Source organism: Ornithinimicrobium cavernae (genome assembly GCF_003121625.1).
In the GTDB taxonomy this organism is placed as follows: Bacteria; Actinomycetota; Actinomycetes; order Actinomycetales; family Dermatophilaceae; genus Ornithinicoccus; species Ornithinicoccus cavernae.
This window is the reverse complement of record NZ_QDDJ01000002.1, coordinates 19,623-43,267: the sequence shown is the minus strand read 5'-3', so window position 1 is coordinate 43,267 and position 23,645 is coordinate 19,623. Positions and strand designations below refer to the sequence as shown.

Here is a 23,645-nt window from a genome sequence, read left to right as displayed (position 1 = left end):
GTCGGGTCGGCAGGCTGCCGGTCACCGGCCTGGTCGGGCCCGCTCCCGGGCTGCGCCAGCGTGGTGTCCAAGGTCAGGGCGCGCCGCCGCGCGAGATCAGCTCGCGGGCCAGCTGCCGGTAGGCCTCGGCGCCGCTGTGCGTGCTGGCGTAGGAGGTGATCGGCTCGGCCGCGAGGGTGGCGTCCGGGAACTTGATGGTCCGGCTGATGACGGTGTGGAAGACCTTGTCCTGGAAGTGGTCCACCACACTGCGGACGACCTCCCTGGAGTGCAGGGTCCGTCCGTCGAACATGGTTGCCAGGATCCCGTCGAGGGACAGGGCCGGGTTGAGCCGGTCCGTGATCTTGTCGATGGTCTCGATGAGCAGGGCGACACCGCGCATCGCGAAGAACTCGCACTCCAGGGGAATGACCACGCCGTGCGCCGCCGTGAGCGCGTTGACGGTCAGCAGGCCGAGCGAGGGCTGGCAGTCGATGAGCACGACGTCGTAGTCGTCCAGCACCGGCCGCAGCACGCGGGCCAGGATCTGCTCCCGGGCGACCTCACCGACCAGCTGCACCTCTGCGGCGGACAGGTCGATGTTGGCCGGCACCACGTCAAGGTTCTCGACGCGCGTCTTCTGGATCACGTCCCTGAGGTCGTGTCCCCGCTCGACCAGCAGGTTGTAGATCGTGACGTCGAGCTGGTGCGTGGGGATCCCGAGGCCCACCGACAGCGCCCCCTGGGGGTCGAAGTCGACGAGCAGGACCTTCCGACCGTACTCGGCCAGCGCCGCGCCCAGGTTGATGGTCGTCGTGGTCTTGCCGACGCCACCCTTCTGGTTGCACATGGCGATCACCCGTGCCGGACCGTGCCGGTCCAGCGGCGGTGGGGTGGCGAAGTCCGGCAGCGGCCGGCCGGTGGGCCCGATCTGCCCGCTCCCGGCGGTCTCGGTGCCGGGCAGCCGGTCGTGGGTCGCGCTGCTGCCGGTCGCCGCGTCCTGCCTCGTCGCCTCGGATGTCACGCTCACTCCGCCCTCTGGTCCGTGGTCGGCGTCTCGCCGATCGCTCCGACCCTAACCGGACACGCGCCCGGTCACCAACGGGCGTCGCCTCAACGGGCTCGCGGGTGCGCCTGGGCATAGACCTCACGCAGGTGCCGGGCAGTGACCAGCGTGTAGATCTGGGTGGTCGCCACCGACGCGTGCCCCAGCAGTTCCTGGACGACCCGGACGTCCGCGCCCCCGTCCAGCAGGTGGGTGGCGAACGAGTGCCGCAGTGTGTGCGGGCTCAGGTGCCCGGACAGGTCCGCGCGCTCCGCGGCCCGCTGTATGACGTTCCACGCGCTCTGCCTGGACAGTCGCCCGCCGCGCTGGTTGAGGAAGACGGCAGGAGTCCCCCTCCCCCTGGTGGCGAGGGCGGGACGGCCCCGGACGAGCCACGCCTCGACGGCATCCGTGGCATAGCTCCCCAGCGGCACGATGCGCTCCTTGCTGCCCTTGCCGAGGAGCCGGACGACCGCATCCTCGGTCACCGTGCCCTCGGCCCCAGTGCCCTGGGTCGCGTCGCCGCGCCCCAGGTCGACATCGTCGAGATCGAGTCCGATGGCCTCACTGACCCGGGCACCCGAGCCGTAGAGCACCTCGAGGAGCGCGCGGTCGCGGAGGCTCGCGGGGGTGTCGCCCACCGAGGCCGCCTCCAGGAGGCGCTCGACCGCGTCGATGCTGATCGCCTTCGGCAACCGGCGCGCGGGGGTCGGAGGTGCGACGAGCTGGGCCGGGTCCTCGACGACGTCGCCCTCGGCGGCGAGGAACTTGTGGAACCCGCGGACAGCGACGAGGGCCCGGGCCGCCGAGGACGCGGCCAGCGGGCGGTAGTCCTCGCTGCCCGTGCGCAGGTGAGCCAGAAAGTCCGTGACGACGCCCTCCCCGACCTCCGACGGTGAACCGATCCCCCGACGCCGCAGGAACTCCTGGTAGCGGCGCAGGTCCCGCTCGTAGGCCCGGAGCGTGTGCTCGGAGGCGCCGCGCTCGACGCGCAGGTGGTCCAGCCAGCCGCGCACCGCACGGGACAGCGCGTCGCGGGGTGCGGGGGTGGCCGTCGGCATACGGTCATTGTCATGCACTGGTATGCCGAGACCCCGGCCCGACGCACGCGGCAGGTCGTGGGCGACCTCCTCGCCCTGGCCTGGGTCCTGCTCTGGCTGCTCATCGCACGCTGGACCTTCGACCTGGTCCGGCTGCTGGCCGCGCCGGCGGATCCGCTCCGTGCCTCCGGGACGACGGTGCAGCGCCGGATGTCCGAGGTCGCCGGTCAGGTCGGTGAGGTGCCACTGGTCGGCGACCGGCTGACCGGGCCGTTCACCGGAGCGGCGGACGCGGGTGGCTCGCTGATCTCGGCCGGTGACGCCCTGGACAGTGCGGTGACGCGCGTCGCCTGGCTGCTGTCGGTCTTCGTGGCAGCGGTGCCCATCCTCGTCGTGGCGGGTGCCTATGTGCTGCTGCGGTATGCGTGGGCCCGCCGTGCGAGTGAGCTGGGACGGCTGCGGCAGGGGACGCATGCCCTGGAACTGCTGGCGCTGCGCGCCCTGGTCCACCAGTCCCCTCGGCGGCTCGCCCGCGTGGCGCAGGACCCGCTGGCCGGGTGGCGGACCGGTGACGCCGACACCGTCCGTGCCCTGGCCGACCTCGAGCTGGGCCGTCTCGGGCTCCGGGCCGGGCCGCAGCGCGGCGGTTGAGCGGTCAGGACGTGGGGCTCCCGTCGGAGTCCCGGGTGGGCGAGGGCCCGTCCGGCGGAGCGTCGTCGCTGGTGGGGGACGCGACGTCGGCGTGGTCACCGTCCGGTTGCACCGCCGAGCGCTCGTCGTCCGACGGCACGTGGTCCGGTCCCCCGGCGCCGGCCCGCTCGACCCACGGCTCCCGACCCTTGCGCAGGGTGTGGGCGATCGCGAACAGCAGCAGGCCGGCGATGATGAAGGCCACAGCGGTGACCTGGTTGGTCCGCAGCGGGCCGACCATGTAGCTGAAGTCCGTGCGGATCCCCTCGATCCAGAACCGGCCGGTGCCGTAGACCACCATGTAGAGCGCGATCAGCTTGCCCCAGCCCAGCCGGAACCTGCGGTCGATCCACAGCAGGAGCAGGCCACCCAGGGCGTTCCAGGTGAGCTCGTAGAGGAACGTCGGCTGGAAGGTCTCCACGTCGCGGTGCTCGGCGGGGCGGTGGTCGCGGTCGATCTCCAGCCCCAGGGGCCCGTCGTCGGGCCCCCCGAACAGCTCCTGGTTGAACCAGTTGCCCAGACGGCCGACTGCCTGCGCCAGGATCAGGCCGGGGGCGAGGCTGTCCGCGAAGGCGGTCAGTCGAGCGCCCTTCCGCCAGGCCACGAAGGCCGCGCCGAGGGCACCACCGAGCACCGCACCGAAGATGGCGATGCCACCCTCCCAGATGTACAGCGCGCTGACCGGGTCCCTGCCCTCGCCGAAGTAGTCCTCCCAGTGCGTGGCCACGTGGTAGATACGGGCACCGACGATGCCGGAGGGGATCGCGACGATCGCGATGGACTCGAAGGTGTCGGCCAGGCCTCCGCGCGCGACCCACCTCTTCCGTCCCAGCCACCAGGCCAGGATCATGCCGGCCAGCAGGCACAGCGCGTAGAAGCGGATGGTCAGCGGACCGAGGTCGAACTGGCTGATGTCCGGGCTGGGGATCGACATGATCACACCGCCCATCATGCGGGACCGGGCACCCCGGGCCGAAACCGGCCAGTGCGTCGGTCACGCCGTCACTAGGCTGAGGTGGTGACCGCCACCCGCACCCCGGCTCGCTCCACGGCGCTGCCCTACCAGGCCGTCGCGGTCGGTGCGGGGCTCGCCCACCTGGCCTTCGTCGTCCTCGTCGTGCTCGGTGGCTACCTCGCCTGGCTACAGCCGTGGGTCCTGTGGCTGCACCTGCCGGCCCTCGTATGGGGCATGGCCGGCCAGGTGCGCCCCCTCCCCTGTCCCCTGACCGACCTGGAGAACTGGGGCCGGGTCCGCGGCGGCTGGGCCCGGCTGCCGGCCAGTGGCTTCATCGAGTACTACCTCACCGGCGTGGTCTATCCCGCGTCGTGGAGGTCCCGGATGCCCTTCGTCGTGCTCGCGGTGGTGCTGCCCTCCTGGCTCGGCCTGGTCCTGCGGTAGTTCCACGATCCGGACGACCACGAAGACCCCGGGGCCGGCCGTGACCGCACCGGAGGCCTCCAGGACGTCATAGCGGTGCAGGGTCCAGGACAACCCCGAGAGAGCGCCCACGGCAAGGTCGTCCTCGAGCGCCACAACAAGCCGGCGCCCCGCGGCCTCTCCGACCGGAACCGGCGCAGCCGCCCGGTGGACCAGCACCTCGGCCTCGGCGTGTCCTCTCCTGGTCATCACGTTGAGGTCCCGGGTCGGCCCGGCGGGCAGGGCGCACGTCACCGGTGCGTCACCGCTGAAGCGGAAGGGTTGCAGAGGCCTGAGCTCCTCCTGCCAGTCCTCGGACCGAAGGACCATGACGCTGCCCTCGAGCAGGGTGATCGCCCGGTCCACGCCCGGGAACGTGGAGAACGTTCCGGCCCGGTCCACGTCAGCGATGCTGACCCGCCAGTCGAAGTCCTCCGCGCCCGAACCCGGCGGGTGGGCCCGCAGCTCGCGCGTGACGCCACCGCCGTTCTTCCAGGGCACCGCCGGCCGGTCCCGCCACCGGCGCACCGCCGCCTCCTCAGCCATGCCACCACTCTGCCACCAGTGATCCTGCCGCGCCGTGCGGCGACCGGTCTCGCACGGTGGAGGACGCGGGTCGGGCGTGCCGCTCTCCGGTGTCGACAACCCGTCGTCGGGTTGTCGACACCGGAGAGCACGAGGCGGTCAGGGCGTCAGGAGAGTGCCACGACGCCGGGTCGACGCCTCCGGAGGGCGACGAACGCGCCGAGGAGCAGGGTCACACCGACAGCGGCGAGGGAGCCCGCCGTCAACGCCGCGGGATCCAGTGAGCCCGCGGGACCGCCGGGCGCACCACCGCCGGCGTCCCCAGCGACAGGCAGCGCGGCCGCGCTGTCCCCACGATCCGATGCGCCGGTCTCCAGGGCCGCGTTCCTGGCGCCGGGCGCCGGCACCGGGGTCTGCTCGAGGGCACGCCGGGCCCGCTCGAACTCCGGACGGGTCACGTCGGGAGCCTCACCGGCGGTGCGCCACTCCTCCAGCTGCGGCATGTCGGCGCACGCCGACGGGTAGGTGTCGCAGTAGCTGAGCCGGCCGTCGTGGCTCTCGGCCGAGAGGACGGCCTTGGCGATCGCGCGGGAGAGTGTCGTGGAGCCGGCGTTGAAGATGCCGTTCAGCTGGCGTGAGTCGGCCGGGTCGTTGATCTGCAGGGGCTCTCCCTCGCCCGTCGAGACGGCGAACACGGTGTCTCCGTCGGAGAGCGTGTGGATCGGGTAGATGGCCCTGGCCATCCCGTCGTGGGCGTTGCCCGACATCCGCTGGGCCGCCGCCTTCTCGAGCGGCGCGTTGGTCACCACGACGGCGATGGTGGTGTTGAGCGACTCCTCGGACATCTGCTGCGCAGCGGCCGAGTCCTCGCTGTGGCACTCCTCCGCCGAGGGGACCTGGTAGCCGTCGAACTCGCCCCCGACCCCGTAACGCACGCCGTAGAGGGAGCAGTCGAGCGGGTCCACGGGCGAGCCTGCCGGGTTGACGATGACCATGGCTCCCACCCAGATCCCGTCACCGAGGTAGGTGCTCGCGGTGCCGACACCGCTGCGCAGCCCACCGCCACGGGCGCCGGTGCCACCGCCGACGCTGCCCTGTCGCACCGGGCCGTCGGTTGTGGCCTCGGCCGCCAGGTAGCCCCACTCGGCGGACGTCCGCGCCTTCGGGTCGCCGCCACGGTTGAGGTCGTAGATGTCGGCCGCGGGCACGATCGGTGCCACGCCGGCCGATCCCAGCGGCACACCCTCTCCGCGGTCCTCCAGCCACCGGATGATCCCGTTGGTGGCGGAGAGTCCGTACATGCTGGAGCCGCCCAGCTGGATCGCGTTGACCCCCGGGTTGGAGTTGAGCGGACTCAGCAGGTCCGTCTCCTTGGTGGCCGGGGCGCCGCCGCGCTGGTCGACGCTGGCCACGGACATCTCGGGGGTGTAGATGACGGTCGTGCCGGTCAGGAAGGGGGCAGTGTCCGACTGCACCTGGCCGACGTGCACGCCGGGCACGTCGGTGATCGCGTTGTGCTCGCCGGGCTGGCCTATCCCCTCCTCCGCGGCGGTCGCCGACGCGGGGGCCACCGCGAGCAGGGACGAGGCGAGCGCTGCGGTCAGCAGCGCAGGCAGGGTGGGCTTCATGAGGTGTTCTCCGATCCACAGGGCCATCGCGGGGCAGGGGCCTCCGCGAGCTGGCCGGGCTGATGCGATCACGGAACCGGAGGCACCGGCGCCGCTTGGAGTGAACCTACTTGGTGCGGCGCGGCGAGGATAGCCCTGGGGAGAACGTGGACCAGGTCGGTGAGGCTCAGCCGTGACGCCGGCGCAGCTCGGCCTCCACGTCGGCCAGACCGAGCCCACGGCTCCGCAGCAGGACCAGGAGGTGGTACAGCAGGTCGGCCGACTCCCCGACCAGGTCGGGGTCCTCCTGGGCGACGGCGGCCAGCGCCGTCTCGACGCCCTCCTCCCCCACCTTCTGGGCGATTCGCCGCACGCCACCTTCCAGGAGTGAGGTCGTGTAGGAACCCGGCGGGCGCTCACGGTCCCGGGTGATCACGACCTGCTCCAGCTCGGGCAGGAAGGTGCCCGCGCCCTCCCCCGTGAAGCAGGACTCCGCCCCCGTGTGGCAGGTCGGTCCGTCCGGGTCACACAGCAGCAGCACCGTGTCGCGGTCGCAGTCGATCTCGACGGCGCTGACCCGCAGGTAGTTGCCGCTGGTGGCGCCCTTGACCCACTGCTCCTGACGGCTCCTGCTGTAGAACGTGGCCAGCCCGGTCTCCAGGGTCGCCGTCAGCGCCTCCTGATCCTGGTAGCCCACCATCAGGACACGGCCCGTGCGGTGGTGCTGGACGACCGTGGGCACCAGGCCGTCCTGCTTGCCGAAGTCGAGGTCGCTGAGGCCGAGGCCCTCGGGCAGCTGGAGGACGCTCACGGCGCCACCGCTGCGGAGGAGTCGTCGAGCCGGACCTCGATGCCCGCGACCTGTAGCTGACGCTTGAGGTCCTCGATCGCCAGCTCACCGGAGTGGAAGACACCGGCCGCCAGCGCCCCGTCGACGTCCGCCTCGCGGAAGACGTCGATGAAGTGCTGGGCGCTGCCGGCCCCGCCCGAGGCGATGAGGGGGACGCCACAGACCTGGCGGACCGCGCGGAGCTGCTCCACGTCATACCCCTGCCGGACACCGTCGGAGCCCATCGCATTCAGCACCACCTCGCCGGCACCCAACTCCTGCACCCGCTCGACCCAGGCCAGGGTCGTCGTGTTCAGGGCCCGCGTCGCGTCCGGGTCACCGGTCAGCTGCCGGATGCGCCACTGACCGTCCTCGTCGCGGAGGCTGTCAACGCCGACGACGACGCACTGGCTGCCGAACTCGCGGGCCAGCTCGGCCACGAGCTCGGGGCGCCGCGTGGCGGGGGTGTTGACGGACACCTTGTCCGCCCCGGCCAGGAGCACCGCACGGGCGTCCTCGACCGAGCTGATCCCGCCGGCGACGCAGAACGGGATGTCGATCTCACGGGCGACCCGGTCGATCCAGTCCACGTCGACGCGCCGCCCCTGCGGACTGGCGGTGATGTCGTAGAAGACCAGCTCGTCGACGCCCTCGGCGCTGTAGCGCGCCGCGAGCTCGGTGATGCCGCCCATGTCCTGGTGGTCCCGGAACCGGGTGCCTTTCACGACCCGGCCGTCCCGGACGTCCAGACAGGCGATGATCCTGCGTGCCAACGTCATTGGCGCTCCTCGGCGATGGCCTCGTCGATGGTGAGCTTGCCCTCGAGCAGGGCCTTGCCCAGGATGACACCGGCACACCCGAGCTTGCGGACGCTGCGCACGTCGGCGGCGTGCCGGGTGCCCCCGGACGCCTGCACCGCGATGTCGGGGACCGCGCGGGTGAGGAAGGTGTAGAGGTTGAGGTTGGGACCGGACAGGGTCCCGTCCCGTCCGATGTCGGTGCACAGGGCGTGGGCCAGCCCGGAGCGGGAGTAGTGGCTCAGCAGCGCGGCGAGATCGGTCTCGGAGTCCGAGGTCCAGCCGCTGGTCGGCAGCACCCAGGACCCGTCCTCGCCGGTCCGGGCATCCAGTGCCACGGTGATCCGGTCGGCCCCGAACTCCTCGATCCACTCCGACACCGTCTCCGGCTCGCGGATCGCCAGGGAACCGATCACGACCCGCGACGCCCCGGCCTCCAGCAGCGCGGTGACGTCGTCCTTGCTGCGCACTCCCCCGCCGGTCTGCACGGACAGTGGGGTCTCGGCGACGATCTCGCGCAGCAGCGGGGTCAGCGTGTAGCCACCGGCGCGCGCGGCGTCCAGGTCCACCAGGTGCAGCCAGGAGGCGCCGCCCTCGGCATACTCCCGGGCGACGGTCAGCGGCTCGGTCGGGTAGCGGGTCTCCCGGTCGTAGTCGCCCTTGTGCAACCGGACGACGCGACCCTCGCGGACGTCGATTGCGGGATAGATGGTGAAGTCGGTCATGGCGCCACCTCCAGGACGAAGTCTCTCAGCAGGCGGGCGCCGGTGCGGGCCGACCGCTCGGGGTGGAACTGGGCGCCCCACCGGTTGCCGTGGCGGACGACCGCACTCCAGGTGCCGGAGTGCTCGGTCGTCAGCACCGTGTCGGGCGTCACGGGGACGGCGTAGCTGTGCACGAAGTAGGCCCGGGAGCCGTCGGCCAGACCGGCGGTCAGCGGGTCCTCCCGCAGCGCGGTCAGGGTGTTCCAGCCCATGTGCGGGACCCGGAGCCCGGGCGCCCGCGGGATCGGGACGACCTCGCCGGCCAGCAGGCCCAGGCACTCGGTGCCGCCGTCCTCGGCCGAGCGCTCGAAGAGCAGCTGCATGCCCAGGCACACGCCGAGCAGCGGCTGCTCGACCTGGTGCAGCACGTCGACGAGTCCGGCCTGCCGCAGTCTGCGCATGCCCGCGCCCGCGGCGCCGACCCCGGGAAGGATGACCCGGTCGGCGGCCAGGATGTCGGCCGGGTCGCTGGTCAGGCGCGCGTCCGCGCCGATCCGGTCGAGGGCGTACCGGACCGAGCCGATGTTGGTCCCGCCGGAGTCGACGAGCGCGACCCGCGGCCTACCCACCGGACCCGCCACTCACAGCACGCCCTTGGTGGAGGGGAGCTCGGTGCCCTCGACGCGGATCGCCTGGCGCAGCGCGCGGGCCACGGCCTTGAAGCCGACCTCGATCTTGTGGTGGGCGTTGTCCCCCGTCACCGACAGGTGCAGGGTGGCGCGCAGCGACTCGGCGAAGGAGCGCCAGAAGTGCTCGACCATCTCGGTGGGCAGGTCGCCCACCATCTCGCGCTCGAAGTCGCACTCGAACTTCAGGAACGGGCGCCCCGAGAGGTCGAGGGCGGCGCTGGCCTGCGCCTCGTCCATCGGCGCCGTGAAGCCGTAGCGGCCGATGCCGCGCCGGTCACCGAGGGCCTCGTCCAGCGCCTGACCGATGGCCAGCGCGGTGTCCTCGGTGGTGTGGTGCTCATCGATGTGCAGGTCACCCTCGCAGGTCACCTTCATCGAGAAGCCACCGTGCTTGGCGAGCTGGTCGAGCATGTGGTCCAGGAACCCCAGTCCGGTCGAGACCTCGATGTCGCCGGCCCGGTCGAGGTCCACCTCGACGTGGATCCGCGTCTCGGAGGTGTTGCGGTCCACGACGGCGACCCGCGGCCGGTTGGCCAGCTCGTGCGCGATCTGCTCCCAGGTCACGGCCTCCTCGCCGCCCTGCCCCATCGAGCTCTGCAGCAGGTAGGTGCGGATGCCGAGGTTGTCACCGAACTGGCGGTCGGTGAGGCGGTCGCCGACCATCATCGAGCGGTCCCAGTCGATGCCGCGGTCGCGCAGCAGGTGCTTGACCATGCCGATGCCCGGCTTGCGGGTGTCGGGCTGGTTCGGGCCCGGCGGGTGCGGGTCGACGAAGACGTCGCGGAAGGTGATGCCCTGGCTCTCCAGGATGTGCAGCAGCAGGTCGTGCGGGCCCTGGAAGGTCTCGACCGGGAAGTTCGGGCCGCCGAGGTCGTTCTGGTTGGACACCATGATGAAGTCCCACCCGGCGTCCCGCAGCGTGAGCAGCGCGGGGAGGACCCCGGGCACCAGACGGAGCTTCTCGTAGGAGTCGATCTGGCAGTCGGCGGGTTCCTCGATGATGGTGCCGTCCCGGTCGATGAACAGGACGGGGCGCTGGGTGCTCATGGGTGGGTTCCTCGTGCTGGTGCGGTGGTGGACGTGGTCGGATCGGGTATGCCGGACGGCTGGCGGCTCTGCGTCTGCGACCCGGTGGTGGGTCGGGGTGTGGTGTCCCGGCCATCGCCGGGCCCGGACCCGGAAGGGTCCTCCCGGACGGCGTCGGCCAGGGCCTGCTGCACCGCCTCGATCTCCTCGGGTGAGCCTACGGTGACCCGCAGGGCGTCGCTGAGGAGGTGGCGCATGTCGCGGACCACGATGCCACTGGCCCTCAGGTCGGTGAGCAGGGTGTCCACCCCGGGCCCCCGGACCAGCAGGAAGTTGGCCTCGCTGGCATAGACGGTGGTGACCCTGGGGTCGGCGGCCAGGAGCTCGGCGAGCCGCTCGCGCCCGGCCCGGGTCTGGACGACCCGTGACTCCACGGAACGGCGGACGGAGCCGGAGAGGGCGCTGACGGCGAGCTCGGTCACGGGGACCGGCAACGGGTAGGGGGCCTGCACGCGGCGCAGGACGACCGCCAGGTCCGGGTGGCACAGGGCGGCGCCGATCCGGGCACCGGCCAGGCCGTGGGCCTTGGACAGGGTCCGCAGGACGACGAGGTTGGGGTGGGTCCCCAACAGCGTCGTGGCGCTGGGGGGCCCGGCGAACTCCTGGTACGCCTCGTCGACGACCACGACCGCTTGGTCCGCGAGGGCGCCAGCCAGTGCGTCGATCTGGTCCAGCGGGACCACCGCCCCGGTCGGGTTCCCCGGGCTGGTCAGGAAGACCAGCCGGGCCCCCTGCTCCTCCACCGCGGCGCGCAGGCCCTCGGTGTCGACCTCCCAGAGGGCGCCCAGGTCCCGCTGGGGGACGTCGACCACCGGGACACCGTGCAACCGGGCCGACACGGCATACATGCCGAAGGTCGGAGACGCCTGGGCGATGCCGTCCTCGCTGCCGGGGGCGCAGACGGCCCGGACGAGCAGGTCGATGCACTCGTCGCTGCCCCGGCCCACCACCACGCGGTCGGGCGCCACGCCGTAGGTGTCGGCGAGGGCGGAGACCAGGTCCGCCGGCTGCGGGTCGGGGTAGCGGCGCTGCGCGCCGTCCGGGTCCACCGCGCTGGCGGTCGAGGCCTCGTTGGCGTTGAGCCAGATCGAGGCGGGGACGCCGCTGTCGCTGGTGCGCGCCGAGGAGTAGCCGGTGAAGTCGCGCAGGTCCGCACGGATCAGGTCAGCCGGGAACTCCCCCCATTCTTGGGGAGGTTCGGACCGGTCCCTGCGGCTTTTTGGGGAGGTTTCGCCCGGTGTCACGCGCGGACCTCGCTCCCGGGTGCGCCGCCACGGGCCAGACGACGGGTGACCGCGGCCTGGTGGCCGATCAGGCCCTCCGCCCCGGACAGGGCCACAGCGGTCGGGCCCACGGCGGCCAGCCCCTCCGGGCTCACCCGCTGGACGGTCATGGCGATCTGGAAGCTGGCGACGTTGACACCGCCGGTCCACCGGGCGGCGCCGGCGGTCGGCAGGACGTGGTTGGTGCCGCTGCAGTAGTCACCGAGGGTCTCCGGGGCCCAGTCACCCAGGAAGACCGAGCCGGCCCGCTCCACGCTGTCCACCCACGCGTCGGGCTCGCGCAGCGCCAGGATCAGGTGCTCGGGGGCGTAGTCGTTGCTGATCGCGAAGGCCTCGGGCAGGTCCTCGGTGAGGACGATGGCGCTGGCCGCGAGCGACTTCGCGGCGATGTCGGCGCGGGGCAGCACCTCCAGCTGGTCCTGCACCTGCTCGGCGACGGCCTCCGCGAGGGCGGGGTCGTCGGTCAGCAGGAGCACCTGGGAGTCCGGTCCGTGCTCGGCCTGGGACAGCAGGTCGGCGGCGACGAACTCGGGGTCCGCGCCCGCGTCGGCGATGACCAGCACCTCGGAGGGACCGGCCGGCAGGTCGATGCCCGGACCGCCCTCGGCGGTGCTCATCTGCCGCTTGGCCTCCGTCACCCAGGCGTTGCCGGGGCCGAAGATCTTGTCGCAGCGCGGGACCGACTCGGTGCCGTAGGCCATTGCGCCGATGGCCTGCGCTCCCCCGGTGACGAACACCTGGGTGATGCCGCACTCGGCGGCGGCGGCCAGCACGGTGGCGTCGGGCAGCCCGTCCTCCCCCGGCGGCGTGCACAGGACGATCTCGGGGCAGCCGGCCAGCTGCGCGGGGACGCCCAGCATCAGGGCGGTGGACGGCAGTGGCGCCGAGCCGGCGGGGACGTAGAGGCCCACCCGGCGGATCGGGCGGACCACCCGGGCACAGCGGACGCCGGGGGCGGTCTCCACCTCGTAGTCGGCGCTCATGCCCGCGCGGTGGAAGGTGCGGATGGTCCCGGCGGCCGCAGTGATGGCCGTGCGTAGCTCCTCCGGGAGCTCCTCGGCAGCCCGGGTGATCTGCTCAGCGGGCACCACGAGCTGGCGGGCCGGTGCGCGGTCGAAGCGCTCGGCATACTCCTGCAGCGCGGCGTCGCCGCGCTCCCGGACCCCCCGGAGGATGTCGGCGACGCCCGTGGTGACCTGCGGTCCGGCTGCTGCCGTCCCACGGGCCAGCAGCTCCGTGCGCGCGGCGTCGTCCAGGGCGGACCAGGTGACCGTCCTCATGCCAGCATCCCCTCCACCGGCAGCACCATGATCGTGTGGGCTCCGACCCGCTTGAGCTCCTCCAGGCGCGGCCACGGCACGGCGTTGTGGCAGAGCAGCTGCACGGAGACCTCGTCGCGACCGTCGACGGCCAGCACGGTCGGCTCCCCACCTGCCGGCAGCCGCTTGAGCACCTCGGGCAGCACGTCCCGGCCCGCGCGCAGCATCAGCAGCCGGGTCTCCTTCAGCCGCAGTGCTCCGTCCATCCGGCGCAGCAGGAGGTCGGCGATCTCCTCGCGGCCGTCCTCCAGCGGTGCCGTCGGGCCGGCGATGACGGCCTCGGAGTGCAGCAGCGTCTCGACCGGCTTCAGCGCGTTGGCGGCCAGGGTGCCCCCGGTGGAGACCAGGTCGCACACCACGTCCGCCTGCCCGAGGCGCGGGGCGATCTCGACCGAGCCGGACAGGGTGACGACCTCGGCCGCGACTCCCTTCTCGGACAGCCAGCGGCCCAGGGTGCGCGGATAGCTGGTCGCGATGCGCTGCCCGGCCAGCTGCTCGGGCCCGGTCCACTGCTCGTCGTCGTTGATGGCGATGTCCAGACGGCACACGCCCCAGCCGAGCTGGCGCCACTCCTTGAGGGCACTGGCCTGGCCGTTGGCGGTGCGGCCGAGGTCGTGCTCGACGAGGACGTTGCGACCGACGACGCCGAGGTCGCAGACGCCGTCGGCGATGAGCCCGGGGATGTCGTCGTCACGGACCAGGAGGAGGTCCACGGGCAGGGACTCGCCGTAGCAGAAGAGCCGGTCGCGGCTCTCCCGCCAGGTGAGCCCGCAGGAGGCGAGCAGGTCGCGTGCCGGCTCGGCGAGGCGGCCCGACTTCTGGATCGCCACGCGCAGGCGGTCTCGGGTGGTGGGAGGCGGGGTCATCGTGACCTTCCGGATCTGGGCCGGGGTGGGCCCTGGCTGGTGGGGGCGCGTCGTCGCGCCGGTGTGGTCGGGCGCCCTGGTGCGCCGGGTGTCGGGTGGTGCGCTCAGCCGTGGGCGGGCTGCGCACCGCGCGTATGCGCCAGCACCGCGCGGTAACCCCCGGTCCCGTGCTCGAGACAGCGGGCCACCCGCCCGACCGTGGTGACGCTGACCCCCGTCTGCTCGTGCACCTGCCGGTAGGAGACGCCGTCGGCAAGCAGCGGCACGACACTCCAGCGGTCGGCCAGCGCCTCGAGCTCGGCGGGCGTGCACAGGTCGGTGAGGAACGCGGCCATCTGCCCGGGGCTGTCCACGGAGGCCAGTGCCTGAGCGAGGGCAGCCTGGGCCTGCTCGCGCTGCGACAGCTCGTCGCTGGCGGGCCGGTCCTGGCCGGTCTCTCGGCGCTTCATCGGGTGCTCCCGTGGTCGTTGCCGAGGATCGCCCGGCAGGGGTGGTGTATTAACGCGCTATTACGCTAGCACAGCCTGACGGTGGTCAGAAACTCAGGGCTCTCACCGCCGCCATGACGGCGGGAGCGTCGAAGTCACCGCGGTAACAGCTTTCCTCACGCCTACCGGTTGACCACGCCGGTGCCGGAAGGGCGCCGGATCCGAAAGGGTGCGAAGGGAAGACCGATGAATGCAGAAGTGACACAACTGGCTCAGTCGGGCACAGTGCAGGCCAATGGACAGGAGTTGTACTACGAGGTCCACGGTGACGGACCGGCCCTCGTCCTGGTGATGGGGATCGGATACGACTCGTCGCTGTGGACACTGGCGCAGGTCCCCGCCCTGTCGACGGAGTTCCGTGTGGTCATCGTCGACAACAGGGATGCCGGCCGCAGCTCCAGGGGCGGAACACCGTACACGATCGCGGACCTGGCCGATGACATCGCCGGCCTGCTCGACGTGCTGGAGATTCCAAGGACCCATCTGCTCGGGCTCTCGATGGGCGGGATGATTGCCCAGGAGTTCGCGCTCCGTCATGCGGACCGACTCGATCGGCTGGTGATCAGTGGGTCGGGGGCGGCTCCGGCGCGAAGCGCGGTCGATCCGATCCGCATCTGGAGCTGGGTCAAGGCGCATGACCCAGGCGGAGAGGTGTTCGGCGGCCAACAACTCGCTGCGCTGTTCTCCACGACATTCCTGCGCAACCGTCAGGCAGTCCAGGACACCACTGCGCTGCTCGCCAGCAATCCCTACCCGATGGGTCCAGAGGCGTACGCGCGCCAGGCCGAGGCATACCTGCAGTTCGACGCACTCGACCGGCTTGGCACCGTCGCCGCCCCGACGCTGGTGCTGGTGGGTGAGCAGGACCTGCTGACCCCACCGTGGATCGCACGTGAGGTTGCCGACGCGATCCCAGGCGCACGGTTCGAGATCATCCGCGGCGCCGGGTCCTCGCACGTGGTGCCGATCGAACGTCCGGAGGATTTCAACCGCCTCGTGTCGGACTTCCTCGCCGGAAGGCAGCCTCATGAAGAGCGGGTGCCATCCGGTAGGTAGGCGCAGTAGGTGCCGGTCCGAATGCTCCGTTGGAGGTGCTGCCCAAGCTCGGGGTGATGCTCCCCGATGAGTCCGATGGCTTGGCGTTTCGCCCGCGTCACCGCGACACGGGCTCGCTCGGTGGCCGAGCCGGCGCGTCGCGGACGACCACCCAGTCCGACGGCGCGGGACAGCTCCAGGAGAAGAAAGTCTCGCTCGGCGTCCGCTTGGAGCTCCCGCCCGTCGTCGTTGCGGGCGCGAGCATCAGAGAGATCCTCCTCGATCTCGGCGAGGCGGCGCCGGTAGGCATCCCTGGCCTTTGCGTCGAGCATCTCACCGGCGTCGCCGAACGCCTGATGCGCGGCAGCCGCCTCCTCCACGCCGGGGATGGGGTTGCCTGCCTCGGCAGCGACGAGGTCGAGCGCGTGCAGGCTGCGGCCCGGCCGGGCGAGCAGCCGGGAGAGGTGGCGCATCCCCTTGCGGTCGCGCACGCGCACCGTCCGGCCTTCGAACGTCACGGTCCAGTAGTCGCCCTCGCGCTCAAAGCCCAAGGCGAGCGTGCCCGGTGCCTGGATGCGTTCGATGATCTCCGTCGCCGTGCGCCGCTCGAGACGGGCCCGGTGAGTGCTGCCGCTGGCGTCGCAGGCGTCAGCCAGCCCGAGTCGGGCGACTGCGGCCTCGTAGGGCGCTCCGACGTCGCTCCAGAGTTGGACGGCCTCAGAGAACCGGTGTTGAGCTTGGACCGGGTCGCCGTCGGCCAGGAGCACGCGGCCTCGGGCGTGCTCTGCCGCTGCGGACAACGCTGTGCTGTGAAAGCGCTCAGCGATGGTGTTCAGCTCCTCGCTCGCAGCTCGTGCTCTGTCGACGTCGGCGGCGGTAAGGCCGATCTCGACCTGTGCCGCGAGCAGGGGCGCCCGTTGCAGGTCGGAGTGTGGCGGGCGCTCCTTGGAGGGCACCCATGTCGGGTGCTCAAGCGCGTCGCAGATCGATGCTGACGCCGACGCCACGTCACCCCGGGCGAGGAGCATGAGCGCCAGAGCCGGTTGGGGATCCCAGCCACACTGCTGTGCTGACAGCAGGGCCTCTCCCGCACCGGCCACGTCACCCATGCGCAGCCGGATCCCACCGAGCTCGGTCAGCGGCCAACCCAGCTCCCGGCGAACGTAGGGCCTGAGCTCCTCGCAGGCTGCCAACGCCTCGGCCTCGGCCTCGTGGCAGCGGCCCCGCAACCGGAGGATCTCGGCACGATGCACCCGGCAGCGGCCGTGCAGACTGCCGACCGCGTTGCCGCGGGACCACTGCTCCATCGCTGCTGTCCACTCCTCGGCGAGGTCGTACTGCGCAAGTCCCTGGAGGGCGCACACCAACTCGCAGTACACGATGCCCGTCGACAGCGGGTCCAGGCCTCTCGAGACCGCGGCAACGCCCGCCTCGTCAAGCAGTGCCAGGCCCTCCTCGACGGCGCCGTCGAGGATCAGCAGGCGCGCCTCGGCGACGCGCCCGATGGCGGCGGCGGCAGGGTCGCACTGCGACCCCACCTCGATGGCCCGCCGCGCCCAGGTATCGGCGGCCGAACGGTCGCCGATCTGCATCCGTTCATAGCATCGGACGACCGCGTACCACGCGTGTGCCGACGTCGCGCCGTCGTCATTGAGGAGTCGCCCCGCCCGAGCCAGCCAACCACGTACCGGCGCCAACAGAGCGGTGTCGAACAGCAGGTGCATCGCCACCCGGACCGCCGCACCTGCCGCGGCGACCTCCTCGCCCGATGCCGTCAGTCCGGAGTGGGCCCGCTCCCACAACTCGATGGTCACATCGAGATGTCCCGATCCGTACGCAACCCCGGCAAACACCGGAAGATCATCGAGACCAACCTGGCCGGCCGCGTCCGCCTCGGCGAAGAAGCGGAAGGCCGTCTGCCAATCGCCCCGCGACGCGGCGTCACGGGCGCGCTGGACCATGCTGGACGTGGCGCCGACCCTCATTCAGCACCCTCCGTTCCGCGGCTGCACTAGCGTCACCCAGTCTTGCGCATCCGGTGACCGGCGCCACCCACGGAGCGATCGCTCAGGTGACCTGGAGGGTCAGTCCTCGTGTGGCACGTCCAGCGGCTGGGCGAGCTCGACGCGCACGGCCGGCACTACCTCGTCGCGGGCCACCGTGAACTGGTCCTGGCGGCGCAGGTCCTTGATCGTGACGGTGTCCGCCGCGACCTCCTGCTCCCCCACGATGGCGACGAACCGGATCCCGGCACGATCGGCATACCGCAGCTGCTTGCCGAGCTTGCCACCGTCCAGGACCACCTCGGTGTTGATGCCGCCCTGCCGCAGGTCGGTGGCCAGCGCCAGGCACTGCGGCAGGTAGGCCTCGTCGAGCTGGGGCACGAGCACCTGGACGGTCGACTCGGCGGTGCCCACCAGCCCCACCTCGCGGAGCTGCCAGAAGAGCCGCGTGAGACCGATGGACAGCCCCACACCAGGCAGCTTGGACTTGGTGTACTGCCCGGCCAGGTCGTCGTAGCGCCCACCGGAGCAGACCGAGCCGATCTCGGGGTGGTCATCCAGCGTCGTCTCGTAGACCGTGCCCGTGTAGTAGTCCAGGCCGCGGGCGATCGACAGGTTCAGGGCGTAGTCACTCTCGGGGACACCCAGGTCCCGCAGCACGGTGAGCACCTCCCGCAGCTCGGCGACGCCGGTGGCCAGGACCTCCGAGCCGGTCGACTCCGCCAGCACGCGGTCCAGGTGACCGAGGGCGTCCGCGTGCGACGTGGACCGGACCGCGACCAGGGCGAGGACGGCGTCAGCCGCCTGCTCGGTGAGGCCCAGGGCCTCGCCGACCAGCGTCTCGCGCACGGCGTCCGCGCCCCGCTTGTCGAGCTTGTCGACCTCCCGCAGCACGGACACCTGGTGCTCGCCGTCCGTGATGCCCAGGTCCTCGAAGAAGCCGCGCATCAGCTTGCGGTTGTTCAGCTGGATCGTGAACGGGCCGATGTCCAGGTCCGTGAAGATCGTGTGGATCACCGCGGGGCACTCGGCGTCATGGCGCGGGCTGAGCCCGTCCTTGCCGATGATGTCGATGTCGCACTGGTAGAACTCCCGGTAGCGCCCCTTCTGGGGGCGCTCGCCGCGGTAGACCCGCTGCATCTGGTAGCGCCGGAACGGGAAGGTCAGCTGGTGCTCGTGCTCGGCGACGTAGCGCGCCAGGGGCACGGTCAGGTCGAACCGGAGAGCCAGCTCCGGCAGCCCCGGCTCCTCCTGGGCGGCCGACTTCTCCAGCGACCCGGTGGACTGCACGAAGTAGACCTGACGCTCGGTCTCACCGCCGGTCTTGGTCAGGAGGACGTCGGTCAGCTCGTAGGCGGGTGTCTCGATCGGCAGGAACCCGAACCGCTCGTAGCCGGACCGGATCACATCGAGCATCCGCTGGAAGGCGATCTGCTCGGTGGGCAGGAGCTCGAGGGTGCCGGGGGCGGTGCGGGGTCTGATCACGCGGCGAGTCTAACGAGGCGGGACGCCGGCGCCGGCCGCCCCGTCAGGCCAGGGAGGTCAGGTAGGGGTTGGTCGCCCGCTCGCGCCCCATCGTCGTGGCGGGCCCGTGGCCCGGCAGGACCAGGTGGCTGTCGGACAGCGGGAGGACGACGTCACGCAGGGACCGCAGCATCGCCGAGTGGTCTCCGCCCGGCAGATCGGTGCGACCGATGGAGCCGGCAAACAGCACGTCCCCGGTGAGCACCGTGCGGTCCACGTCGTCCGGCACACCGCCGGGCACGCCGGAGAGGCCGTAGAGCACGGACCCCTCGGTGTGCCCGGGAGCGTGGGAGACCTCGAGGGAGAGCCCGGCCAGGTCGAGCACCTGACCGCCCTGCAGGTCGACGACCGTGTCCGGCTCCTGCCAGGAGGCCCGGGTGCCGAACTGTTGCTCCAGCATCGCCAGCAGGCCAGGGCTGGTACTGGCGAGGGGGTCACGCAACCAGTAGCGGTCGTCCTGGTGGATGTAGGCGGCGGTCGTCCCCCCGCACACTGGTGTGACGGCATACGTGTGATCGACGTGACCGTGGGTGAGGAGGACCGCCGCGGGTCGCAGACCGTGCTGGGCCAGGGTCTCGGCGACCTGCGCCTCCACCCCCACGCCCGGATCGACGATCAGGCACTCCTCCCCCGCACCCGGTGCGACCAGGTAGCAGTTCGTGCCGAACGCGGCCGCCTCGATGCGAAGAACCAACACGTGACCAAACCTACGTCCTATCGTGTCCAAACCGTCATCGGCCCGTGACCACATCGCTGGGAACGGCTGCCTAGACTGGCCGCTCCACCCCCGCCCGAGCACGTCAGGAGCACGACTATGACGCTGGGTCGTCACCGGTGGCAGGCCCTCGGAACGCTGGTGTCCAGCGTTCTGCTGGTGGCCGCCTGCGGCAGTCCCGAGACGACTGACCAGTCCTCCGCCCCCGGACAGGACGACATCAGTGTCCCCTCAGCCACCCTCACGCCCGCTGGTGCCAGCGCGGGGTGCACCGAGCCACCGGTCGTGCCCAGTGGCCGGACACAGGAGCCGCTCGAGCCGCCGGCCGACGAGGCCTCCGGGACCTGGACCGCCCAGATCGAGACGAACTGCGGGGCCATCGGGGTCGAGCTCTACGGGGACCTGGCACCGGTGACAGTCGCCTCCTTCGCCCACCTCGCCGGGGAGGGCTACTGGGCGGACAGCCCGTGCCACCGCCTGACGACCCAGGGAATCTTCGTGCTCCAGTGCGGCGACCCCACCGGCACGGGGCGTGGGGCGCCGGGTTACACCTTCGGCATCGAGAACGCCCCGGCGGACGGGACCTACCCGCCCGGGACACTCGCGATGGCCCGCAGCCAGGACCCCAACAGCAACGGTGGCCAGTTCTTCATCGTCTACGAGGACACGGAACTGCCGGTCGCGGGCGGCGGCTACAGCATCTTCGGTAAGGTCACCAGTGGAATGGACATCGTGGACCGCGTCGCCGAACAAGGCGTCGATGGCGGCGGTGCCGACGGAACCCCCGCGGCGCCGATCAGCATCCTCTCGGTCGAGGTCACACAGGAAAAGGCGACACAGTGAGCGAGCAGCCGCAGGGAACCAGCAACACGCCGGACGACACGTCGGCGGCACCCGAGGAGTCACCGGCCACGGCAGATGAGCAGGCCCGGCCGGAGAGTTCACCACAGGCCCCTGACCCAACGGAGGCTGCCGCATCGCCCGAAGAGGTGACCGGGTCGGGCGACGCCCCACAGGAGCCGGCAGTGGCCGAGCCCGAGGCGGCAGAGCCCGAGGCGGCAGAGCCCGAGGCTGCCGGCGAGACGGTCCCGGAGCCCCCGACCCCGGGTGAGATGCCGAGTCCCGACCCCTCAACGGTTCCCGTGCCCGGGGAGCCCGAGCCGGTCACTCCCGAGCCCACCCCGGAACCCGTGACTCCCGAGCCCACCCCGGAACCCGTGACTCCCGAGCCCACCCCGGAACCGGTCACTCCGGAACCCACGGGCACCGCAGAGGCCGCACCCGGGTCGGCTCCCTCGCCGGCCGCGGCAGCGAAGCCGGCACCGCCGAAGCCGGGCCCCGTTCCCTCCCCCGCTGCGTTGGCGGGACGTCGTCCATCCGTCACACCGGCAGTGCCGAGTCCCCCGCAGGCGGCGTCCACGTCCAACGCCATCACCTTCGGCCGGGTCGGCGACGACGGCACCGTCTATGTCCGGGACGGCGAGGAGGAGCGCGCTGTCGGCTCCTACCCGGAGGCGAGCAACGAGGAGGCCCTGGCCTACTTCGCGCGCAAGTACGACGAGCTGGCGGCCACCGCCACACTGCTGGAGCAGCGTCTGGGCCAGACCGAGATCTCCGCCAACGAGGCGCGCGAGGCCCTCAAGGCCCTGCGTGACCAGATCGGTGAGGCGAACGTCGTCGGCGACCTGCCGGCGCTCCGCGAGCGTGTGACCGCCCTCGAGGTGGCCGTCAAGGACCGGCAGCGCGCCGAGACCGAGCAGCGCGCCCAGGCCAAGGCGGAGGCCACGACGGTCCGCGAGGCCCTGGTCGCCGAGGCCGAGAAACTGGCTGCCTCGGACGTGCACCAGATCCAGTGGAAGACGGCGAGCGCCCGCATGCGCAGCATGCTCGATGAGTGGCGGGGCCTGCAGAAGAAGGGGCCAAAACTCGATAAGGATGTCGAGAACGCACTCTGGCACCGGCTCAGCACTGCGCGCAGCGCGTTCGACAAGGCCCGCAAGGCCTTCTTCAGCGAGCTGGACACCCAGCACGCCGAGGCGAAGCGCACCAAGGAGAAGCTCGTCGCGGAGGCCGAGGCGCTCTCGACGAGCAAGGACTGGGGCTCGACCGCCGGCGCGTTCAAGCGGTTGATGCAGGAGTGGCGCCGCGCCGGCCGGGCCCAGCGCGCGGACGACGATGCCCTGTGGGAGCGGTTCCGCAGCGCCCAGGATGCCTTCTTCAACGCCAAGGACGAGGTCGTCGCCGCCGAGAACGAGGAGTTCGAGGCCAACCTCGCTGTCAAGGAGGAGCTCCTGAAGGAGGCCGAGGCACTGCTCCCGGTCACCGACCTGGAGGCCGCCAAGAGCCAGCTGCGCACCATCCAGGACAAGTGGGACGACGCCGGCAAGGTGCCCCGCAAGGACATGTCGCGGGTCGAGGGCCGGCTGCGAAAGGTCGAGCAGGCCGTGCGCGACATCGAGGATGCCAAGTGGTCCCGGTCCAACCCCGAGCTCAACGCCCGTGCCCAGTCCATGGTCGAGCAGCTCGAGCGCGCGGTGCAGGGTCTCGAGCAGGACCTCGAGGCCGCCCGGGCCACCGGCAACGACAAGAAGATCGCGCAGGCGCAGGCCGCTCTCGATGGCCGGCGGCAGCTGCTCGACGCTGCCCGCGGCGGGTTGTCCGAGTTCGGGAGCTGAGGATGAGCCACCCCTTCGGGCCGGACGACGTCGCGACGCGTCTGGCGGACTATCTCGACGCCTCGCCGTCGCCGTTCCATGCGGTCGAGAGCTCGGCTGCCCTGCTCGAGGCCAGCGGCTTCACCAGGGTGGTCGAGACCGACCCGACACCGACGGAGCCGGGTCGCTACCTGACCATCCGCGGTGGCTCGCTGATCGCGTGGTCCACGGAGGCCGACCAAGGGCCGGCCACGCCGTTCCGGGTCGTCGGTGCGCACACGGACTCCCCCAACCTGCGGATCAAGCCGCGCCCGGACCTGGTCCGGGCCGGGTGGCAGCAGCTCGCTGTCGAGATCTACGGCGGGCCGCTGCTCAACACCTGGCTGGACCGGGACCTGGGCCTGTCCGGACGGGTGGCTGTCCGGGGCGCCGGGGGCGTCGAGGGGCGGCTCCTCCTCATCGATGAGCCCCTCCTGCGAGTGTCCCAGCTGGCCCCGCACCTGGACCGCACTGTCCACACCGAGGGACTGAAGCTCAACCCGCAGCAGCACCTGGTGCCTCACTGGGGTCAGGGTGAGACGGCCGGCGACTTCGTCGGCTTCGTCGCGGACCACCTGGGCGTCTCGCCGGGCGACGTCCTCGGCTGGGACCTGATGACCCACGACCTCACACCGGCGCGTCGCATCGGCCGGGACCGCGACCTGCTGGCCTCGGCGCGTCTGGACAACCTGGCGACCTCGTTCGCCGCCACCATCGCACTGGCCACGTCCGCGGAGGAGGGGCAGGCGGGCACCTCCGCCACGGTCCCGGTGATCGCCCTCTTCGACCACGAGGAGGTCGGCAGCACCACGGAGCGGGGCGCCCAGTCGACGTTCCTGCCGTCTGTGCTGGAGCGGATCGTGCTGTCCCGCGGCGGGTCCCGGGAGGACTACCTGCGCGCGCTGGCCGGCACGGTGATCGCCTCGGGCGACATGGCCCACGCCACCAACCCGAACTATGCCGACCGCCACGAGGCCGGACACCACGTCCAGATGAACGGTGGCCCGGTCCTCAAGATCAACGCACAGGCGCGCTACGCCACCGACGGGCTCGGCGCCGCCGCCTTCCGGCTGGCGTGTGAGCAGGCGGGCGTGCCGGTGCAGAGCTTTGTCACGCGGACCGATCTGCCGTGCGGTTCGACCGTGGGGCCGATGACCTCCGCGCTGACCGGTGCGACGACGGTGGACTTCGGCGCCCCGACCCTGTCGATGCACTCCACCCGGGAGGCCTGTGGGGTCGCGGACCAGACGATGTATGCCGGAGCGCTGGCGGCCTTCCTCTTCCCCGCCTGAGCCGTCGGCCGGCAGGCCC

The 23,645-nt window shown here is 71.7% G+C and carries 22 protein-coding genes and 1 pseudogene; 6 read left to right on the top strand and 17 right to left on the bottom strand.

Annotated elements, in window-relative coordinates; genetic code table 11:
- Window positions 1–73: 73 nt before the first annotated feature.
- Both DA085_RS01955 and xerD read right to left on the bottom strand, forming a co-directional pair.
- On the bottom strand, window positions 74–1,003 hold the full coding sequence (locus tag DA085_RS01955; protein WP_109471513.1) for a ParA family protein: 930 nt from the start codon (window positions 1,001–1,003) through the stop codon (window positions 74–76).
- Between the two features lie 89 nt (window positions 1,004–1,092).
- Entirely contained in the window at window positions 1,093–2,085 is a 993-nt protein-coding gene (xerD, locus tag DA085_RS01950) for a site-specific tyrosine recombinase XerD (RefSeq protein ID WP_109471261.1), read from the bottom strand.
- A 12-nt stretch (window positions 2,086–2,097) separates the two neighbouring features.
- Here xerD and DA085_RS01945 point away from each other — a divergent pair, with 12 nt between their 5' ends.
- A complete protein-coding gene (locus DA085_RS01945; protein ID WP_109471260.1) occupies window positions 2,098–2,715 on the top strand; it encodes a hypothetical protein in 618 nt (205 codons plus the stop codon).
- Window positions 2,716–2,719: 4 nt separating this feature from the next.
- On the opposite strand, the gene lgt is transcribed toward DA085_RS01945, so the two are convergent.
- Entirely contained in the window at window positions 2,720–3,688 is a 969-nt protein-coding gene (lgt, locus tag DA085_RS01940; protein ID WP_161958389.1) for a prolipoprotein diacylglyceryl transferase, read from the bottom strand.
- A gap of 84 nt (window positions 3,689–3,772) precedes the next feature.
- Here lgt and DA085_RS01935 point away from each other — a divergent pair, with 84 nt between their 5' ends.
- Window positions 3,773–4,153: a DUF2784 domain-containing protein gene (locus DA085_RS01935; RefSeq protein WP_202619071.1), complete on the top strand. Its 381-nt coding sequence runs from the start codon at window positions 3,773–3,775 to the stop codon at window positions 4,151–4,153.
- 117 nt (window positions 4,154–4,270) lie between these two features.
- On the opposite strand, the pseudogene DA085_RS21980 reads toward DA085_RS01935, so the two are convergent.
- The 11 genes and pseudogenes from DA085_RS21980 to DA085_RS01880 form a co-directional block, all read right to left on the bottom strand.
- Window positions 4,271–4,717 (bottom strand): annotated as a pseudogene (locus tag DA085_RS21980) (HutD/Ves family protein); the annotation flags it as partial.
- A 146-nt stretch (window positions 4,718–4,863) separates the two neighbouring features.
- Window positions 4,864–6,324, bottom strand: a complete 1,461-nt coding sequence (locus tag DA085_RS01925) for a P1 family peptidase (protein ID WP_109471511.1) — start codon at window positions 6,322–6,324, stop codon at window positions 4,864–4,866.
- A 166-nt stretch (window positions 6,325–6,490) separates the two neighbouring features.
- A complete protein-coding gene (gene hisIE / locus DA085_RS01920) occupies window positions 6,491–7,114 on the bottom strand; it encodes a bifunctional phosphoribosyl-AMP cyclohydrolase/phosphoribosyl-ATP diphosphatase HisIE (protein WP_109471257.1) in 624 nt (207 codons plus the stop codon).
- Entirely contained in the window at window positions 7,111–7,911 is an 801-nt protein-coding gene (gene hisF / locus DA085_RS01915; protein ID WP_109471256.1) for an imidazole glycerol phosphate synthase subunit HisF, read from the bottom strand. Before hisF ends, hisIE begins: the two co-directional genes overlap by 4 nt.
- The gene (gene hisA / locus DA085_RS01910) at window positions 7,908–8,654 is read right to left on the bottom strand and encodes a 1-(5-phosphoribosyl)-5-[(5-phosphoribosylamino)methylideneamino]imidazole-4-carboxamide isomerase (RefSeq protein WP_109471255.1); all 747 of its coding nucleotides are present in this window, start codon (window positions 8,652–8,654) and stop codon (window positions 7,908–7,910) included. The genes hisF and hisA overlap by 4 nt, the downstream gene beginning before the upstream one ends.
- Window positions 8,651–9,262: an imidazole glycerol phosphate synthase subunit HisH gene (gene hisH, locus DA085_RS01905; protein WP_109471510.1), complete on the bottom strand. Its 612-nt coding sequence runs from the start codon at window positions 9,260–9,262 to the stop codon at window positions 8,651–8,653. Before hisH ends, hisA begins: the two co-directional genes overlap by 4 nt.
- Window positions 9,263–9,274: 12 nt before the next feature.
- Window positions 9,275–10,369 (bottom strand): bifunctional histidinol-phosphatase/imidazoleglycerol-phosphate dehydratase HisB, encoded by a 1,095-nt coding sequence (gene hisB / locus DA085_RS01900; protein WP_109471254.1) that lies wholly within the window; start codon window positions 10,367–10,369, stop codon window positions 9,275–9,277.
- Window positions 10,366–11,652, bottom strand: coding sequence for a histidinol-phosphate transaminase (hisC, locus tag DA085_RS01895; RefSeq protein ID WP_109471253.1), 1,287 nt, complete (start codon window positions 11,650–11,652; stop codon window positions 10,366–10,368). Before hisC ends, hisB begins: the two co-directional genes overlap by 4 nt.
- Entirely contained in the window at window positions 11,649–12,971 is a 1,323-nt protein-coding gene (hisD, locus tag DA085_RS01890) for a histidinol dehydrogenase (protein WP_109471252.1), read from the bottom strand. Before hisD ends, hisC begins: the two co-directional genes overlap by 4 nt.
- Window positions 12,968–13,876, bottom strand: a complete 909-nt coding sequence (hisG, locus tag DA085_RS01885) for an ATP phosphoribosyltransferase (RefSeq protein ID WP_109471251.1) — start codon at window positions 13,874–13,876, stop codon at window positions 12,968–12,970. Before hisG ends, hisD begins: the two co-directional genes overlap by 4 nt.
- A gap of 104 nt (window positions 13,877–13,980) precedes the next feature.
- Window positions 13,981–14,325, bottom strand: coding sequence for a YerC/YecD family TrpR-related protein (locus DA085_RS01880; protein WP_109471250.1), 345 nt, complete (start codon window positions 14,323–14,325; stop codon window positions 13,981–13,983).
- Between the two features lie 225 nt (window positions 14,326–14,550).
- Here DA085_RS01880 and DA085_RS01875 point away from each other — a divergent pair, with 225 nt between their 5' ends.
- Window positions 14,551–15,420 (top strand): alpha/beta fold hydrolase, encoded by an 870-nt coding sequence (locus DA085_RS01875; RefSeq protein WP_109471249.1) that lies wholly within the window; start codon window positions 14,551–14,553, stop codon window positions 15,418–15,420.
- Here the strand turns inward: DA085_RS01875 and DA085_RS01870 are convergent.
- The 3 genes from DA085_RS01870 to DA085_RS01860 form a co-directional block, all read right to left on the bottom strand.
- Window positions 15,390–17,384 (bottom strand): hypothetical protein, encoded by a 1,995-nt coding sequence (locus tag DA085_RS01870; RefSeq protein ID WP_202619070.1) that lies wholly within the window; start codon window positions 17,382–17,384, stop codon window positions 15,390–15,392. The genes DA085_RS01875 and DA085_RS01870 overlap by 31 nt on opposite strands.
- A gap of 99 nt (window positions 17,385–17,483) precedes the next feature.
- On the bottom strand, window positions 17,484–18,887 hold the full coding sequence (gene hisS / locus DA085_RS01865; RefSeq protein ID WP_109471248.1) for a histidine--tRNA ligase: 1,404 nt from the start codon (window positions 18,885–18,887) through the stop codon (window positions 17,484–17,486).
- Window positions 18,888–18,930: 43 nt separating this feature from the next.
- Window positions 18,931–19,623 carry an MBL fold metallo-hydrolase gene (locus tag DA085_RS01860; RefSeq protein ID WP_237565253.1) on the bottom strand — a complete coding sequence of 231 codons (693 nt, stop codon included), beginning with the start codon at window positions 19,621–19,623 and terminating at the stop codon, window positions 18,931–18,933.
- Window positions 19,624–19,740: 117 nt separating this feature from the next.
- Between DA085_RS01860 and DA085_RS01855 the strand changes: the two genes are divergently transcribed.
- From DA085_RS01855 to DA085_RS01845, 3 genes are all read left to right on the top strand, one after another.
- Window positions 19,741–20,484, top strand: a complete 744-nt coding sequence (locus DA085_RS01855; protein WP_109471246.1) for a peptidylprolyl isomerase — start codon at window positions 19,741–19,743, stop codon at window positions 20,482–20,484.
- Between the two features lie 548 nt (window positions 20,485–21,032).
- On the top strand, window positions 21,033–22,316 hold the full coding sequence (locus tag DA085_RS01850) for a DUF349 domain-containing protein (RefSeq protein WP_237565252.1): 1,284 nt from the start codon (window positions 21,033–21,035) through the stop codon (window positions 22,314–22,316).
- Between the two features lie 2 nt (window positions 22,317–22,318).
- Window positions 22,319–23,626, top strand: a complete 1,308-nt coding sequence (locus DA085_RS01845; RefSeq protein WP_109471245.1) for a M18 family aminopeptidase — start codon at window positions 22,319–22,321, stop codon at window positions 23,624–23,626.
- Window positions 23,627–23,645 lie beyond the last annotated feature (19 nt).

Excerpts from the sequence above, each read along its gene's own strand:
- DA085_RS01945 (WP_109471260.1), top strand. The coding sequence starts at position 2,098 with ATGCACTGGTATGCCGAGACCCCGGCCCGACGCACGCGGCAGGTCGTG.
- DA085_RS01855 (WP_109471246.1), top strand. The coding sequence starts at position 19,741 with ATGACGCTGGGTCGTCACCGGTGGCAGGCCCTCGGAACGCTGGTGTCC.
- DA085_RS01880 (WP_109471250.1), bottom strand. The coding sequence starts at position 14,325 with ATGAAGCGCCGAGAGACCGGCCAGGACCGGCCCGCCAGCGACGAGCTG.
- hisB (WP_109471254.1), bottom strand. The coding sequence starts at position 10,369 with ATGAGCACCCAGCGCCCCGTCCTGTTCATCGACCGGGACGGCACCATC.
- hisG (WP_109471251.1), bottom strand. The coding sequence starts at position 13,876 with ATGACCCCGCCTCCCACCACCCGAGACCGCCTGCGCGTGGCGATCCAG.
- lgt (WP_161958389.1), bottom strand. The coding sequence starts at position 3,688 with ATGTCGATCCCCAGCCCGGACATCAGCCAGTTCGACCTCGGTCCGCTG.
- hisF (WP_109471256.1), bottom strand. The coding sequence starts at position 7,911 with ATGACGTTGGCACGCAGGATCATCGCCTGTCTGGACGTCCGGGACGGC.
- xerD (WP_109471261.1), bottom strand. The coding sequence starts at position 2,085 with ATGCCGACGGCCACCCCCGCACCCCGCGACGCGCTGTCCCGTGCGGTG.
- DA085_RS01845 (WP_109471245.1), top strand. The coding sequence starts at position 22,319 with ATGAGCCACCCCTTCGGGCCGGACGACGTCGCGACGCGTCTGGCGGAC.
- DA085_RS01925 (WP_109471511.1), bottom strand. The coding sequence starts at position 6,324 with ATGAAGCCCACCCTGCCTGCGCTGCTGACCGCAGCGCTCGCCTCGTCC.
- hisD (WP_109471252.1), bottom strand. The coding sequence starts at position 12,971 with ATGAGGACGGTCACCTGGTCCGCCCTGGACGACGCCGCGCGCACGGAG.
- DA085_RS01870 (WP_202619070.1), bottom strand. The coding sequence starts at position 17,384 with ATGAGGGTCGGCGCCACGTCCAGCATGGTCCAGCGCGCCCGTGACGCC.
- hisA (WP_109471255.1), bottom strand. The coding sequence starts at position 8,654 with ATGACCGACTTCACCATCTATCCCGCAATCGACGTCCGCGAGGGTCGC.
- DA085_RS01875 (WP_109471249.1), top strand. The coding sequence starts at position 14,551 with ATGAATGCAGAAGTGACACAACTGGCTCAGTCGGGCACAGTGCAGGCC.